Origin of the sequence: Paenibacillus cookii (assembly GCF_018333375.1) — a bacterium.
Taxonomy (GTDB): Bacteria; Bacillota; Bacilli; order Paenibacillales; family Paenibacillaceae; genus Paenibacillus_AQ; species Paenibacillus_AQ cookii.
On record NZ_BORW01000005.1, the window covers coordinates 192,133 to 205,130 of the forward strand.

The following is a 12,998-nucleotide window of genomic DNA, read 5'->3' on the forward strand; positions in this document are numbered from 1 at the left end:
GAAAATCGGACCCGGCGAACCTGAGAGTGGGGAGCTATCATTTTGTTTATATGCTTTCTTTCGGATTATGTACGGACGCTCGGCACAACATAGGATAGGGGGAATTATTTCTTTGTTTTTGAATGGCTTGAAACAAGGTTTCTTTAGTAATGTCAGAAAAGATATTTTATCCGGCTTGACGGTGGCGTTTGCGCTCATTCCGGAGGCGATCGCCTTTTCCCTGATGGCCGGCGTGGATCCGATGGTCGGATTGTACGCATCTTTCCTGATCGCCTTCACGATTTCGTTTGTCGGCGGAAGGCCGGGCATGATTTCGGCGGCGACGGGCGCCATGGCCTCCCTGATGGGACCGATCGTAGCTAAATACGGCATCGAATATTTATTCGCGACGACCATATTGACGGGGATATTGCAGTGGGTGATGGGCGCGCTGAAATTCGGTCGTTTGATTACCTTCGTGCCGCAGCCGGTGATTGTCGGTTTCGTTAATGCGCTGGCCATCGTCATTTTTATGGCGCAGCTTCCCAACTTCGTCGGCGCGACCTGGGTCATGTATCTGATGGTGGCGGGCACGCTGCTCATCATTTATTTGTTCCCGTTCCTGACGAAGGCCGTTCCTTCGGCTTTGGTGGCGATCATCGTGATGACGGTGATTTCGGTATTGACGCATGCGGACGTCAGAACGGTGGGCGACATGGGGACGATCACGCAGACGCTGCCGTCCTTTCATATTCCGTCGGTCGCGATATCGTTCCATCTGTTCATAACCGTATTGCCGTACGCCCTGGCGCTGGCGGTGGTCGGAATGACGGAATCGCTGCTGACGGCGAATCTGGTGGATGAGCTGACCGAGACGGGAAGCGACAAAAACCGCGAGATCCAAGGGCAGGGCATTGCCAATATCGTTTCCGGCTTTTTCGGAGGCATGGCGGGCTGCGCAATGATCGGACAAACGGTGATCAACGTAAAATCCGGCGGCCGTTCCCGGCTGTCGACGTTGGTGGCCGGCGTGTTCCTGCTGTTTCTCATTATCGCCCTTGGCAGCGTGGTCAAGGTGATTCCGATGGCTGCACTGGTTGGCGTGATGATCATGGTGTCCGTCGGAACGTTCGATTGGCATTCTTTGCGGACGCTGCATAAGGTGCCGATCGGCGATACGATCGTGATGGTCGTGACCGTGGCGATCGTGGTGGCGACTTCGAATCTGGCCCTTGGCGTCGTGGCGGGCGTGATCTTGAGCGCGCTGCGGTTCGGCTGGAAAATGGCGCGGATCCATGCCTCCACGGAACGAACCGGGCAGGGAGCCAAAATATATCGTATCCATGGGCAGCTGTTTTTCGGAACCATGTCGCATTTTACCCAGCTGTTTGCCTATCACGAGGATCCCGAACATGTCGTCATCGACTTTACGGGGTCGCATCTGTGGGACCAATCGGCAACCAGCGCCCTCACCAAAGTGATCGATAAATACGAGGCGCTCGGCAAACGGGTTACCGTACAAGGACTCAATGAAGAAAGCCGGGTCATTCTGGATAAAACCGGCCGTACGCTGGATTCATCCGCATAGCGGCGAAATCAACGAAGAGGCGTTCTCCTTTGGCAGGAGGCCGCCTCTTTTTGTGTCCTGGCATGGCTTATTCCGTGCGTTAATCTGCGGCCGGTACCCGCTTTTCATAAAGATTGAACGAAGCTCCCGGGGCCGGTCCGCGATACTCGAACCCGGCCCCGCTATATAGGCGGTTGAGGGCCGGCACGGAGGCGATGCAGTCCAAACGGATCCGATCCTTGCGGGGAAAACGGATGCCGTTTACCGCCCAGTCCAAAATGGCGCTGCCAAGCTGCTCGCCGGCAAAGTCCCGGTTGATGCAAAGCCGGTGCAGGTAAACGGAGGATTCATGCCCCTCATCCCCCCATAACGAACGGTCCCACGCGCTGGCGTGTTGCTGAAGAATGACCATGCCGGCGAGCGCCTCGCCTTTCTTGAATATAAATACGTCGCCGCGGTCGATCGCTTCGGGCACGCCGTGGCGGTCCTCTCCCGCAAGCAGCTCGTGCCATTGCTTGGAACCTTTGCTTTGCAGCCAGGCCGCGGCTTGTACCATCAGGCCGTTCACCGCTGCTTTATCTTCCGCTCCCGCCTGAACGGCGCGGATTCCGGGCTTGACTTCGCCGCGAATGATGCGGCATTTCATATCGTTCATATTCATCTCTCCCCTCCGTAACCAATAAGATGCGTATATAGAGCATACACGTTCGCCATCGGCTTGCATGCTCGTTTTCGGGATTATTGCTTCTGTTATCTTAAAAAAGTTCGCGGCTTTAAGCAATACATGCGCCGCATGCCGCCGGGAGGGCGTACGTTCCATCCGTCACGAAAAGGGCTTGTATGAGATTCGGGCAAGGTATGGCCGTACAGGCCGCCTGAAGCCGGTCGGCATTGAATGGTATGAGGAGGGTTCCAAATGTCATATTTGCAAGAACGAAGAGGGGGTGTTTTTAGGTGAAACAGGAGGAGTTCATCGCCAAAATAGCTCCGCTTGCGGTTGCGGACCAGGCGAAGACGGGAGTCCCCGCATCCCTTACGATTGCCCAGGCGGCGCTGGAATCGGCATGGGGGGCAAGCAGCCTTGCGGCGCAAGCGAATAATTTGTTCGGCATCAAAGGCGAAGGACCCGCCGGGAGCATCCGTATGCCGACCTCGGAATATGTAAGGGGCGCTTGGGTGGAGATGTTTGCTTATTTCCGAAAGTATCATAGCTGGGAGGAGTCCATCCAAGACCATTCCCGCCTGATCCTGAACGGGGTTGCCGGGGACCGGCGGTACAGCGGGGCGTTGCATGCGGACGGCAAAACGGCGGCAAAAGCGGTAGCGAAAGCCGGTTATGCGACGGATCCGAACTATGCGGAAAAGCTGATGCAACTCATGGACCGGTACGATTTGTATCGTTATGATCGCAAAAAGGAGGAGGGCGAACCCATGACCCCAGAAGAAAAGGCGGCGTTCCAAGCGCTGCAGGCAACGGTCGCGCAGCAAGCCGCCTGGATCAAGCAGCAGGAAATCCTGCTGAATATGCCCTGCCCGGTTTGGGCGCAGGATGCTTACGACTTTTACAAGCCGTATATCTCGGATGGAAAAGGAAGTTATGATTTTTGGCGGCAGCTCGTCGTTCAATACCGGCACGAAAAGGGAATTCGGGTCAACCCCGACGGCCCGGACGCGGACGGCTCCCGGCAATAAACAACCTGCGGCGCAAAGCGTTTTTTACGGAAATAGGAAGGAATATCGGTTTCATCCGCAGAATGGGTAGATCAATACCTGATGAAAGCGGAGGTAAACCATCATGCCCAAAGGCGAATTGCAGTGGATCATCCCGGACGGGTACATTCCGCCGGACAGCAGCGGACGACTGGAAAGCCATGAATCGATATGCGTGCTGAATTTGAACCGGGAAGACGTCACGGTTACCGTCAACGCTTTTTTTGAGGACCGCGAGCCGTTGCTCGGCATGGAGACGACCGTTCCGGGCCAACGAACGAAGCATATCCGAACCGCGTCGCTGCAAGCGGAAGGACGGTTGATCCCCAAGGGCGTGCCTTATGCCATGGAAGTCGTCAGCAGCGGTCCCGTGTATGTGCAGTACAGCAGGCTGGATTCCACGCAAGCCGAAAACGCGCTGATGAGCGTCATGGCGTATCCGGTCAAAGACTAGCCTATCGGCTCTAAAAACAAATCCCTGCGGAAACGGCAGTTTCTTGCAGGGATTTGTTTATTCGGGCGGCATGATGCGGGACTTTAAGCTAGGGCCGGATCGTCACGCGCGTGCCGACGGGCACGTAAGAGGAAAGTTCGAGCACATCCTCGTTGTGCATCCGGATGCATCCATGCGACACTTCATGGCCGATCGAAGCCGGATCGTTGGTTCCATGTATGCCGTAGTGCGGTTTGGACAAGCCCATCCATAACGCTCCGAACGGCCCGCCCGGATTTTCCTGTTTGTTGATGATCGTAAATTCGCCCGTCGGGGTGCTGGTTACCATTCTGCCGATGCCGACGGGATAGGTTTTCACGACCCGGTTTTCGTCCAGCAAATGCAGCTTGCGGTCCGAAAGGTCGACGATGATCCGATAGTTGGGCATTTGCATCACTCCTTGTTTTCAGAGTATGTTTATTATGCAGGGAAGGTATCACCGGACAAGCGCGAAAATCATCCAAAAATAAAGCTTTTGCCATCATTAGCAATAAAGGAGTTCAAGCAAGCCATGCACCGGAAAAAAATATTATCGTACGGCACTTTCGGCATTTTATTGTTGATCGCTGTGTTGTTTTTATGGAGAGAGGGCCCGTACGTTTACCATCCGGCGCGGACCCCGCTTAAGGGAGGGGCCGGAGCGGCCCGCGTTCACGGCTTTTTCTCGACCCGGCCGACGCCAAACGCCATTTATTATAAAAATAAGGTGATCGTCCTGATGTATCACGACGTGCAGCCCCACCCCACCGACATCAAGAGCTTGGATACGGCCGTATTCAGGCAGCAGCTCGATGCGATGAAGGCGAACGGCTTTCACTGGATCACGATGGAGCAATACGCCGACTTCATCAGGAAACGCCGCCCCGTGCCGGACAACGCGGTGCTGCTGACGTTCGACGACGGCTACGAGACGTTTTACAAACATGTTTTCCCCATTCTGCAGGAGTACCGCGCGCCAGCAACCAATTTTCTGATCGTCGCGACCATCGGCAACGCCAAACATCCGGGACTGCCGAAGCTCAATTGGCAGCAAGTGCAGGAGATGCACCGCAAGGGAATCGATTTTTACAGCCACACCTACGACTCCCATGCTTACGGTTATATTCGGATGTTTGGGAAAAACAAGGACCGTGCCGAACCGATGCTGATGGGGCCGGAAGACAACAAAACGCTGCACCATGTCGAGACGCGGGAAGAATATACGCGGAGGGTCACGCGGGACCTGGACTTATCCAATCGAATTTTACGCGCCAAAATCGGAAATGACCGCGACATCCTGGCGTTTCCGTACGGCGGTTATTCCAAACCCGTGATCGACATCTGCCGCAAGCTCGGCGTTCAGGTGACGTTCTCCGTCAAACCGGGCATCAACGGCCCGGGCCAGTATATCGGCTACCGGGTCAACGCGGGAGGCATGGACAACAATCCGGTCACCCTCCTTGAATACATGAAGCGCGGCGCCCCGGTCAAAACGCCGATCAAAGGCTATCACCTCTAAAATGGACGAACCCCCGAAGACTGCGAAGGGCAGCTCCCGGGGGTTCTGTGTATTTTGTCAGGCGCAGCATGACGCCGTCTATTATTTAACCCCTGACAGCCCGAACATGGCAGACTGCAGCCGGTTCCTTAAGTATTCTTGTCGGTAAACAGAATAATGACCTTTCCAAAACAACAAAAGCCCTGCCTCTCTTTTGTCCTTGCGGCTCCGATGACCGCGCCAGTGTGAATCAGAATGCGTCTTTCATAAACTCTTACTTCGTTAGGGTCATTCAAAATAGGAATTTAATGCTTCGTCGATCCGAATGAAGGTTGCATGGATCTGAAGGGTTATTCTTCTTGCGAGGAACGTAAAAGGGGTTAAATGAAATTGTACATTCTTATACTATATCACAAAAACCAGGATTATGCAAAAGTATTCTGGATTGTAGTGGACAATGGGTTGGTTGGGGGATGGCAACACCTTAACGTTTCGATTAAAATCGAAGTATGAATGTGTTTGAGGGAGGAACGGACATGAGCGCAAATCCTAACCTTGCGGAACTGGTATCTCTTCTGGGGGATTCGTCCCGGGCGGCGATCCTGACGAGTTTGATGGACGGCCGTTTCCATACGGCCAGCGAATTGGCGCTTGCGGCAGGCGTAACCCCGCAGACGGCCAGCTTTCACTTGGGGAAAATGGCTTCCGGCATGCTGGTTGCCGCCGAGAAGCACGGACGGCATCGTTATTACAAACTGGCGAACGAAGAAATCGCGCGGGCGCTCGAGACGCTGCTCTCGATTTCCCGGCCCGCCGAAATCAGGTCGCTGCGCCAATCCGAACAGATGAAGGCCTTATGCAAGGCCAGAACCTGTTACGACCATCTGGCGGGGAAGCTGGGCGTCGGGTTGACCCGGGCCATGCTCGAGCAGGGGTGGATCGAAGAAGGCGACGGCGAATATGTCGTGACGACGGCCGGCGGGCGTTTTTTTGCCGACTTGGGGTTGGATCTGCCTGCGCTGCGCAAGGAGCGGCGGTCGTTCGGCCGAATTTGCCTGGATTGGAGCGAGCGGCAGCATCATCTGGCGGGAAGCCTGGGCCAAGCGATCGTTGCCCGTTTGTTCGACATGAACTGGATCGAACGGGCGGCTTCCGGCCGGGCGGTCGTCGTAACCGAACAGGGCAGGGAGGGAATCAAGAGATATTTCCACCTGGAATGGAAATGATTTTTAAAGTGATCCTATGAAAAAAGTCATACATTTTCATGCTTGCCCCGCTTGGCGGGGCTTTTTTTTGCCTTTGTCACAAAATGTTTCCGAAAGCGGGATGTTTCTTGCGGTTATTGTCACATATTCCGTTCTTTCGTCCGATAATGATAGTAGTATTGGACTAGCCATTTTACGAATAAGGAAGGCTTTGCTGTATGAATACCGATTCTTCTTGCTTGGAGACGCGGAAGGTATACCGGTCGTTTCTGGGCAAATTGCTGCGCAATTATTTGATCGGGTTGCTGCTTACGGTTCTCGTCGTCGGCATCGCCATCGTGCCGGCGACGCTGAGCATCGCGCCGGGGGAGTATAAGCGCCTTGCATTCGTTTTGCTCGTTTCGCTCGTTTCCATGGGGGCCGCCGAATGGATTTTTTTTAACCGCCATATCCGCTCCATCCGGGAGGGGATTGCCGCGGGCGCAAGCCTGGACGTGCTTCGCAGAGCGTTCATCCAAACGCAGCGGCTGCCGCTGCTGACCGTCTTTCGGATTTTGGTGCCGCATCAGCTGAGCTTCTCGATTCCGGCGCTGCTGTTGACGGCATGGATGCTGCACGAAGGCCTGCTGACCTTTCCGGGGTCTTATATCCTGGTGGCGGCTTTGGGGGCGCTGCTGGTGGCCGGGATGCATGCGATGCTGGATTTTTTCCTGACGACGGCGGCTATCCGACCGATGCTGATCGAATTCAAAATGCTCGCCGAAAAAAAGTTCCGGGTGGAGCTGGATGCCGATGACCATGTGTTGTTGTCGATCCGTCCCAAATTTTTGGTCAGCGGCATACTGATGGGCACCTTGCCGCTGCTGCTGTTCAGCCTTGCCGCGCATATCCGGCTGGAGCAGCTCGACGGCGGCATGTTCCAAAACTACTGGGGCTGGGCCGGGCTGATCCTGCTCATCGATTCGGCTTTTGTTTACATGGGGGCGAGGCTGATCACCCAAGACATCGAGCGCCCGATTTCGCAGCTGTACGATGCGATGAACGAAATTAAGGAAGGGCGGCTGACCAAGGTCCAGAACGTATATTCCGATGAATTTTCCAAGCTGGTTACCGGCTTCAACATGATGGTCAGCGCTTTGGAAATGCGGGAAAAGGAGAGCCGGGCCATGCTGGACAGTTATTTCGTCACGCTTGCCGTAGCGCTGGATGCGCGCGATCCGTACACCGCGGGCCACTCGCTGCGCGTCGCCGAATATTCGGAAAAAATCGGCCGGCTGTGCGGCATGTCCTCCGAGGAACTGGCGATCATCCGGAAGTCGGCGCTGCTGCACGATATCGGCAAAATCGGCATTCGCGATACCGTCCTGCTGAAGGAGGGACGACTGACCGATGAAGAATTCGATCAGATCAAAGCGCATCCGGAGCTTGGAGAAAACATCCTGCTCCAGATCGAACCGAAGGAAGTGATGGCGCCGCTGCTTCCGGGCGTCCGTTCGCATCATGAGCGTTACGACGGCAAAGGATACCCCGATGGGCTCGCCGGGGAAGAGATTCCGGTGCTCGGAAGGATCATCGCCGTAGCCGACGCCTATGACGCGATGACCTCCGACCGCCCTTACCGCAGAGGCATGGCGCCGTCCATCGCTTTGTCCATTTTGGATGAAGGACGGGGAAGCCAGTGGGACCCGGTGTTCGCCAAGGTTTTTGTGGACCATATGCGAAAACAGCTGCCCTCGATTCCCAAATGGGGGGCCTGAAGGCTAGAAAACGTCTGCCGGAACGGCAGGCGTTTTCTTGTGGAGAGGCAGGCTTCTTTGATACAATGTCAACAAAGAGGCGGCGCCATGACGTATCGGGTGCCGTTTGACATCCTTGAGCGAAAACAAAACGGGCTGGATTGAAAAATGATCAAGGCGGAGGCGGGCGATATGGGGATCGGAAAAGCTGCGGCGTGGACGCTTGAAGCGCTGCGCAGCATCATGTTTTTGGCCGTGGGATTGTTTGCTTTGGGGGCCGTCGAAAGGCCGCTGACGGACGGGAAGGAGCTGGCGCCGATCCAGATGCTGCTGTTTCTCGCCGCGAATTTGACGGTTCTTTATGTGCTGCACCGCAATTGGTTCGGGCAGCGCCGGTTTTACCGTTCCGCGGAAAAACCGAAACTGTCCGGGGCAAAGACGGTGGCGCTCATCGGGTTTGCGTGTGTTGCCATTTTCATCGTAAGCGTATTTTGACTCAAAGAGCATGATAGGGATCAAGCGAAAGGGCTGTCCTGCCGGCAAATCGGCGGGACAGCCCTTCATTGTTGCAAGCTTCTTGCTTCTTGGGGGAACCTCCATCCTACGCGGCCCGTTTTCTTGGGAAGTGCGTTGGCCGCTGTCTTTTATCGGGGGCCTCGGTCGGCGACGCTAGTTGGCCGCCGAACGGAGAAAACCCGGCAGTCTGAGCATGGCCACGGTAAGTCCGGCCAAACCGAACGTGAGAAGAATGAGGGCTGCGCCCCATACGTCCCCTAGATGTGCGCCATGGGCGATAATATCCTGCAGCGAATGCTGCGCCCAAAATTGCGGCAGGAAATGGCCGACCGTTTGCACAGCCTTCGGCAGGAGATAAGAAGGGACCCACAAACCGCCCAGCATGGCGCCCCCCATGGAAATGACCTGCGTGATGACCATGGCCGCGCCTTCGCCCGGCACGAGGAAGGAGAGGGCCAGGCCGATGCCCGTGCCGGCAATGCTGAGGGATACCACGATGACGGCGAGCGCGGCGACGTCGCCCAGCGCCAGGCCGTATACGAAATGGCCGAAGGCGAACAAAATGACGCACTGGGCGATGACGGTCAAAACGAACGGAAACCACATGCCGAGCAAATAATGCAGCGGTTTGATGCGCGTCGTTCGGATGCGCGACAGCAGTCCGGTTTTCTTTTCCTCGAAAAAGCGGCGGGCCATCGTGATCATGATGAAAAAGACGAACATGACCGTCATGCCGGGCACGACCTGATCAATCACGCTGAACTTATCGGCGGACGCCGTCACGTTTTCGATCCGGATCGGGGAGGCGAGAGCCGCTTCGGCCTGCGCTTGGGATTCGCCTTTGGCGATCAGCAGGTCCGTCAGCTTTTGCTCGCGGTATTGGGTGGAAATGCTGCCGAGAATGGCCTGGATGGGAGCGACCTCCATCTGGGCGGACGGGTCCTGATACAGCTTGACGTCAGCCGCTTTCCCCGACTTCATCGCCTGCTCGAATCCGCTCGGGATGACGAGCATGGCCGAGAATTGCCCCTGCTTGATTTTGTCGAGCTGCCCGCTTACGTCATCCGCAGGAAGCTGTTCCACGTCCATGATGCCTTTCATTTGGCCGATCAGCGCCTTGGACGCGGCGGTCTGGTCCTGATCGATCGTACGCAGCGTCACGGAGGCTCCGCCTTCGCCCTGATTGAAGACGGAACCGAACATGACGATAAAAATAATCGGCATCAAGAGGAGAAAAAAGAAGCTTTTTTTATCCTTGCCTATGAGCCGCAGCTCTTTGATAATCATCGATCTCATCGTTGGGAATCTCCTTTGTTCAAAGTTTGGAACCGAATGTTCGTTAGTCGCGAAGCGCCGTTCCGGTGACCTTCAAAAACACGCTTTCGAGCGAAGGGCGGACGATTTCCAGCTGCTTGACGTCCCATGCCTGCTGCGAAGCCTGGCGCAAAAGACGCTGCATAAGGGCCGAAGGCTGTTCCGTCTCCAGCAGCCATCCGGACCCCTCCTTGCGGGAGGAGGCGATATAAGGATCTTGAGGCGGTTCGGTCAAGCCGGGAACTTCCAGATAAATCGCTTTTTGGCCGTATTGCTCAAGCAGTTGGCCCAGCGGGCCCATCGCTTTGACCGTGCCCTGATCCATGATCGCGATTTCGTCGCAAAGGGCTTCGACCTCTTCCATGTAGTGCGTGGAGTAGATGATGGTCACGCCTTCGCGGTTCAGCTCGCGGATTATCTCGAAGATATGGTTGCGCGATTGAGGATCGATCCCCACCGTCGGTTCGTCGAGAATAAGGAGCTTGGGCCGGTGGAGCAGGGCGGCGGCAATGTTGATCCGTCTTTTCATGCCGCCCGAGAAGGTGCTGACCGCCTCGTTTGCCCGCTCGAGAAGCCCGGTCTTGGCAAGCACCTCATGGATCCTTTGCTTCAGCTCCTTGCCTTTGACCCCATAGGCTTCCCCGAAAAATTCAAGGTTCTGGTAAGCGGTCAGCTTTTCGTACAGCGTAATGTCCTGCGGAACGTAGCCGATATATTTGGCGACGGCATCCGTTTCGCTGGCGGCATCTTTGCCGAACAGCTTCGCGGTGCCGCTGTCGGCCTTGACGATGCCCGTCAATATTTTCATCGTCGTCGATTTGCCGGCGCCGTTCGGGCCAAGAAAACCAAACGAGGTGCCGGGCTTCAGCGAAAAAGTGACGTTTTCGAGCGCCTGCTTTTTGGCGTACGCTTTTCGCAGCCCTTTGACTTCTAGCATATACTCGTTGTTAGATGCATCGTGGTCAGCCGCCTTTGGCGGATGAATCGTTTGAACCATGTTTTTTCCTCCTATAAATCCAGTTTCTTTTCAAGCAAAAACGCCGTGATCCGAAGCACTGCAAAGGCCAGGATCCAGTCCACCGCGACGATGGCCGGAAGCTCCAGCGGATAAGAAACCCAAAGGCTTTGCTGCGGAGAAAAGCTTGATTCGGGAATGACGATGTCCGTCAAGGAATACGTCAGGCCGAGGGCCGCCATGAAAACAACCCACAGGATCGGCGCCAAAGGACGGATGACGGTGTGTTGAAGAATGCCCATCAGGATGCCGGCCGCGATGATCAGCGGGCTCAGCGTGACGATTAGCGACAGCCATTGGATGCCGGTTGCCATAAACTCCCGGGCCGTTTCGAACGAGTAGTAGGGAATGGTGAAGGAAAGAATCATGACGTATACGGACGCGATGACAAATAGCATCAGGATCGCTGCCCATACCTTCAGCCAGCTGCCCAGCCATTTGGCGGCGATGAGCCGCATGCGGGATTCGGGAATCGTGAGCCACCAGCCGTAGGTTTCGTTGCCCCATTCGTTTTTGACGGACCCGAATCCAAGAAAAAATACGATGTATGGAAAACCCAGGGTAATGCTCCAAATGGCATTAACCTGAAGATCGTTCCGCAGGGCGAAATAGGTAGCGGTACCGATCATGGCGACCAGGATGCATAAAAAGTAGGCCCTCCACCAACCCCGGGGAATGCGGGTCCGGTTTTGCTTTTTCCAGTTTCCTTTGCTTCTAAACTCGTGCCGTACCAAATCACGGAAAACTGCGGAAAACATTAATCGTTCCACTCCTTCGCGTACAATTTGCGGAAAACGTTCCGCAGCGAGCCGTATTCCGCCCGCAAATCCTCGGAATTGCCGGACCAGATGGCACGGCCTTCCTTCAGCATGACCGTGTAATCGAACAGCCCCTCCACTTCCTGGATGTCATGGGTGCTGATCAGGATAGACTGCTCGCTTTCTTCCAGAAAATCGATCAGACTGGCGACGATCGCTTCCCTGGACATGACGTCGATCCCTGTAAACGGCTCGTCGAGCACGACAAGATCCACGTCCCGCGCGAGGCATAAAATGAGCATGATCCGCGCTTCCTGGCCTTTGCTCATGCCGCCTACGCGCATGTCGAGGTCGATCTCCATTTCATCCGCGAGCTGAATCGCGCGTTCCATGGAGAAGCCGGGAAGGAAAGAGTTTCCCCATTCGAGCGCTTGCCGGGCCGTATGATTCGGATACCATCGGGCGCGGTCGGGAAGATAGGCGATGCTTTGGTTCGTCCGCCAGCCTGGCGTTTTCCCCAGCACCTCGACCCGTCCTTCGTCAGGTCTCACCATGCCCGTCAACGTACGGAATAAAGTCGATTTGCCGCAGCCGTTCGGGCCCAGTATGCCGGTGATCCTTCCCGCGGGAATCGCAAGTTCAAGCCGGTCCAGCGCGATTTTTTGGCCGTAACGCTTCGTTACCTGATGGCATTCCACAATGTTTGGGATCATAAACCGTCTCCTCCCGTTCCCGAATCTTTTTTCCCCCGGACGTATTTCTCGATGTCTTCCCATGAAAGTCCGAGGTTTTCCATCTGCTCCATGAAACTGTCGATATATTTGGCGGCCAGAGCCGTTCGAAAGGAGGCCACGTTGTCGGCGGAGGAGGTCACGAACGTGCCTTGACCCCGGCGTTTCTCCGTCAATCCGTCCCGTTCCAGCTCCTGGTAGGCCCGCATCACGGTATTCGGATTAATCCGCAATTCCTGCGCGAGCTCTCTGACCGATGGCATTTTTTCTCCCAAAGCAATCTCTCCTTTTGCTATTGCGCTTCTGGCTTGGTCCAGTATCTGTTCATATAAAGGTTGACTGAAATCGATCTGAAAATGCAGCGAGCCAACCTGCTGTTCTTCCATAGAGGTTCCTCCCACCGTACCGAAGTACGATTAGTGATTTAAGTGTATTATATCACTTAATACACTTAATACAATAGGCAGAACCTGTTTTTTTGAAATGGAGGGTTTATC

General features: G+C 55.4%; 14 protein-coding genes. 7 read left to right on the forward strand and 7 right to left on the reverse strand.

Annotated features, from left to right (window positions below):
• Nucleotides 1–67: 67 nt before the first annotated feature.
• Nucleotides 68–1,567: a SulP family inorganic anion transporter gene (locus KI367_RS07735; protein WP_212948819.1), complete on the forward strand. Its 1,500-nt coding sequence runs from the start codon at nucleotides 68–70 to the stop codon at nucleotides 1,565–1,567.
• Nucleotides 1,568–1,646: 79 nt separating this feature from the next.
• Here the strand turns inward: KI367_RS07735 and KI367_RS07740 are convergent, their stop codons facing one another.
• Nucleotides 1,647–2,201: a GNAT family N-acetyltransferase gene (locus KI367_RS07740; protein ID WP_246536747.1), complete on the reverse strand. Its 555-nt coding sequence runs from the start codon at nucleotides 2,199–2,201 to the stop codon at nucleotides 1,647–1,649.
• 299 nt (nucleotides 2,202–2,500) lie between these two features.
• On the opposite strand from KI367_RS07740, the gene KI367_RS07745 reads away from it, so the two are divergent.
• Together KI367_RS07745 and KI367_RS07750 are read left to right on the forward strand one after the other, a co-directional pair.
• Nucleotides 2,501–3,238 carry a glycoside hydrolase family 73 protein gene (locus KI367_RS07745; RefSeq protein WP_212948821.1) on the forward strand — a complete coding sequence of 246 codons (738 nt, stop codon included), beginning with the start codon at nucleotides 2,501–2,503 and terminating at the stop codon, nucleotides 3,236–3,238.
• A 103-nt stretch (nucleotides 3,239–3,341) separates the two neighbouring features.
• Nucleotides 3,342–3,710: a sensory rhodopsin transducer gene (locus KI367_RS07750; protein WP_036708709.1), complete on the forward strand. Its 369-nt coding sequence runs from the start codon at nucleotides 3,342–3,344 to the stop codon at nucleotides 3,708–3,710.
• A gap of 88 nt (nucleotides 3,711–3,798) precedes the next feature.
• Here the strand turns inward: KI367_RS07750 and KI367_RS07755 are convergent, their stop codons facing one another.
• Nucleotides 3,799–4,137 (reverse strand): L,D-transpeptidase, encoded by a 339-nt coding sequence (locus tag KI367_RS07755; RefSeq protein ID WP_212948822.1) that lies wholly within the window; start codon nucleotides 4,135–4,137, stop codon nucleotides 3,799–3,801.
• Between the two features lie 123 nt (nucleotides 4,138–4,260).
• On the opposite strand from KI367_RS07755, the gene KI367_RS07760 reads away from it, so the two are divergent.
• The 4 genes from KI367_RS07760 to KI367_RS07775 all read left to right on the forward strand — a co-directional run bounded on the left by KI367_RS07760 (nucleotide 4,261) and on the right by KI367_RS07775 (nucleotide 8,662).
• Nucleotides 4,261–5,247: a polysaccharide deacetylase family protein gene (locus tag KI367_RS07760; protein WP_212948825.1), complete on the forward strand. Its 987-nt coding sequence runs from the start codon at nucleotides 4,261–4,263 to the stop codon at nucleotides 5,245–5,247.
• Nucleotides 5,248–5,762: 515 nt separating this feature from the next.
• Nucleotides 5,763–6,452: an ArsR/SmtB family transcription factor gene (locus KI367_RS07765; protein ID WP_212948827.1), complete on the forward strand. Its 690-nt coding sequence runs from the start codon at nucleotides 5,763–5,765 to the stop codon at nucleotides 6,450–6,452.
• 197 nt (nucleotides 6,453–6,649) lie between these two features.
• Entirely contained in the window at nucleotides 6,650–8,188 is a 1,539-nt protein-coding gene (locus tag KI367_RS07770; RefSeq protein ID WP_212948829.1) for an HD domain-containing phosphohydrolase, read from the forward strand.
• A gap of 171 nt (nucleotides 8,189–8,359) precedes the next feature.
• Complete coding sequence (locus KI367_RS07775; RefSeq protein ID WP_212948831.1) at nucleotides 8,360–8,662, forward strand: hypothetical protein; 303 nt, start codon at nucleotides 8,360–8,362, stop codon at nucleotides 8,660–8,662.
• A 174-nt stretch (nucleotides 8,663–8,836) separates the two neighbouring features.
• On the opposite strand, the gene KI367_RS07780 is transcribed toward KI367_RS07775, so the two are convergent.
• Genes KI367_RS07780 through KI367_RS07800 form a run of 5 tightly spaced genes read right to left on the reverse strand, consistent with a single transcriptional unit; the run spans nucleotide 8,837 to nucleotide 12,887 of the window.
• On the reverse strand, nucleotides 8,837–9,979 hold the full coding sequence (locus KI367_RS07780) for an ABC transporter permease (protein ID WP_212948833.1): 1,143 nt from the start codon (nucleotides 9,977–9,979) through the stop codon (nucleotides 8,837–8,839).
• Nucleotides 9,980–10,022: 43 nt separating this feature from the next.
• Nucleotides 10,023–10,994, reverse strand: coding sequence for an ABC transporter ATP-binding protein (locus KI367_RS07785; RefSeq protein ID WP_246536748.1), 972 nt, complete (start codon nucleotides 10,992–10,994; stop codon nucleotides 10,023–10,025).
• Between the two features lie 11 nt (nucleotides 10,995–11,005).
• Nucleotides 11,006–11,770, reverse strand: coding sequence for a hypothetical protein (locus tag KI367_RS07790; protein WP_036708723.1), 765 nt, complete (start codon nucleotides 11,768–11,770; stop codon nucleotides 11,006–11,008).
• Nucleotides 11,770–12,483, reverse strand: a complete 714-nt coding sequence (locus KI367_RS07795; protein WP_036708726.1) for an ABC transporter ATP-binding protein — start codon at nucleotides 12,481–12,483, stop codon at nucleotides 11,770–11,772. Before KI367_RS07795 ends, KI367_RS07790 begins: the two co-directional genes overlap by 1 nt.
• Nucleotides 12,480–12,887, reverse strand: coding sequence for a GntR family transcriptional regulator (locus KI367_RS07800; RefSeq protein WP_036708729.1), 408 nt, complete (start codon nucleotides 12,885–12,887; stop codon nucleotides 12,480–12,482). The genes KI367_RS07795 and KI367_RS07800 overlap by 4 nt, the downstream gene beginning before the upstream one ends.
• Nucleotides 12,888–12,998 lie beyond the last annotated feature (111 nt).

What these genes read in the sequence shown, in the direction of transcription:
- KI367_RS07735 (WP_212948819.1), top strand. Translation starts at nt 68, where the DNA reads ATGTACGGACGCTCGGCACAACATAGGATAGGGGGAATTATTTCTTTG.
- KI367_RS07740 (WP_246536747.1), bottom strand. Translation starts at nt 2,201, where the DNA reads ATGAACGATATGAAATGCCGCATCATTCGCGGCGAAGTCAAGCCCGGA.
- KI367_RS07750 (WP_036708709.1), top strand. Translation starts at nt 3,342, where the DNA reads ATGCCCAAAGGCGAATTGCAGTGGATCATCCCGGACGGGTACATTCCG.
- KI367_RS07755 (WP_212948822.1), bottom strand. Translation starts at nt 4,137, where the DNA reads ATGCCCAACTATCGGATCATCGTCGACCTTTCGGACCGCAAGCTGCAT.
- KI367_RS07760 (WP_212948825.1), top strand. Translation starts at nt 4,261, where the DNA reads ATGCACCGGAAAAAAATATTATCGTACGGCACTTTCGGCATTTTATTG.
- KI367_RS07765 (WP_212948827.1), top strand. Translation starts at nt 5,763, where the DNA reads ATGAGCGCAAATCCTAACCTTGCGGAACTGGTATCTCTTCTGGGGGAT.
- KI367_RS07770 (WP_212948829.1), top strand. Translation starts at nt 6,650, where the DNA reads ATGAATACCGATTCTTCTTGCTTGGAGACGCGGAAGGTATACCGGTCG.
- KI367_RS07775 (WP_212948831.1), top strand. Translation starts at nt 8,360, where the DNA reads ATGGGGATCGGAAAAGCTGCGGCGTGGACGCTTGAAGCGCTGCGCAGC.
- KI367_RS07780 (WP_212948833.1), bottom strand. Translation starts at nt 9,979, where the DNA reads ATGAGATCGATGATTATCAAAGAGCTGCGGCTCATAGGCAAGGATAAA.
- KI367_RS07785 (WP_246536748.1), bottom strand. Translation starts at nt 10,994, where the DNA reads ATGGTTCAAACGATTCATCCGCCAAAGGCGGCTGACCACGATGCATCT.
- KI367_RS07790 (WP_036708723.1), bottom strand. Translation starts at nt 11,770, where the DNA reads ATGTTTTCCGCAGTTTTCCGTGATTTGGTACGGCACGAGTTTAGAAGC.
- KI367_RS07795 (WP_036708726.1), bottom strand. Translation starts at nt 12,483, where the DNA reads ATGATCCCAAACATTGTGGAATGCCATCAGGTAACGAAGCGTTACGGC.
- KI367_RS07800 (WP_036708729.1), bottom strand. Translation starts at nt 12,887, where the DNA reads ATGGAAGAACAGCAGGTTGGCTCGCTGCATTTTCAGATCGATTTCAGT.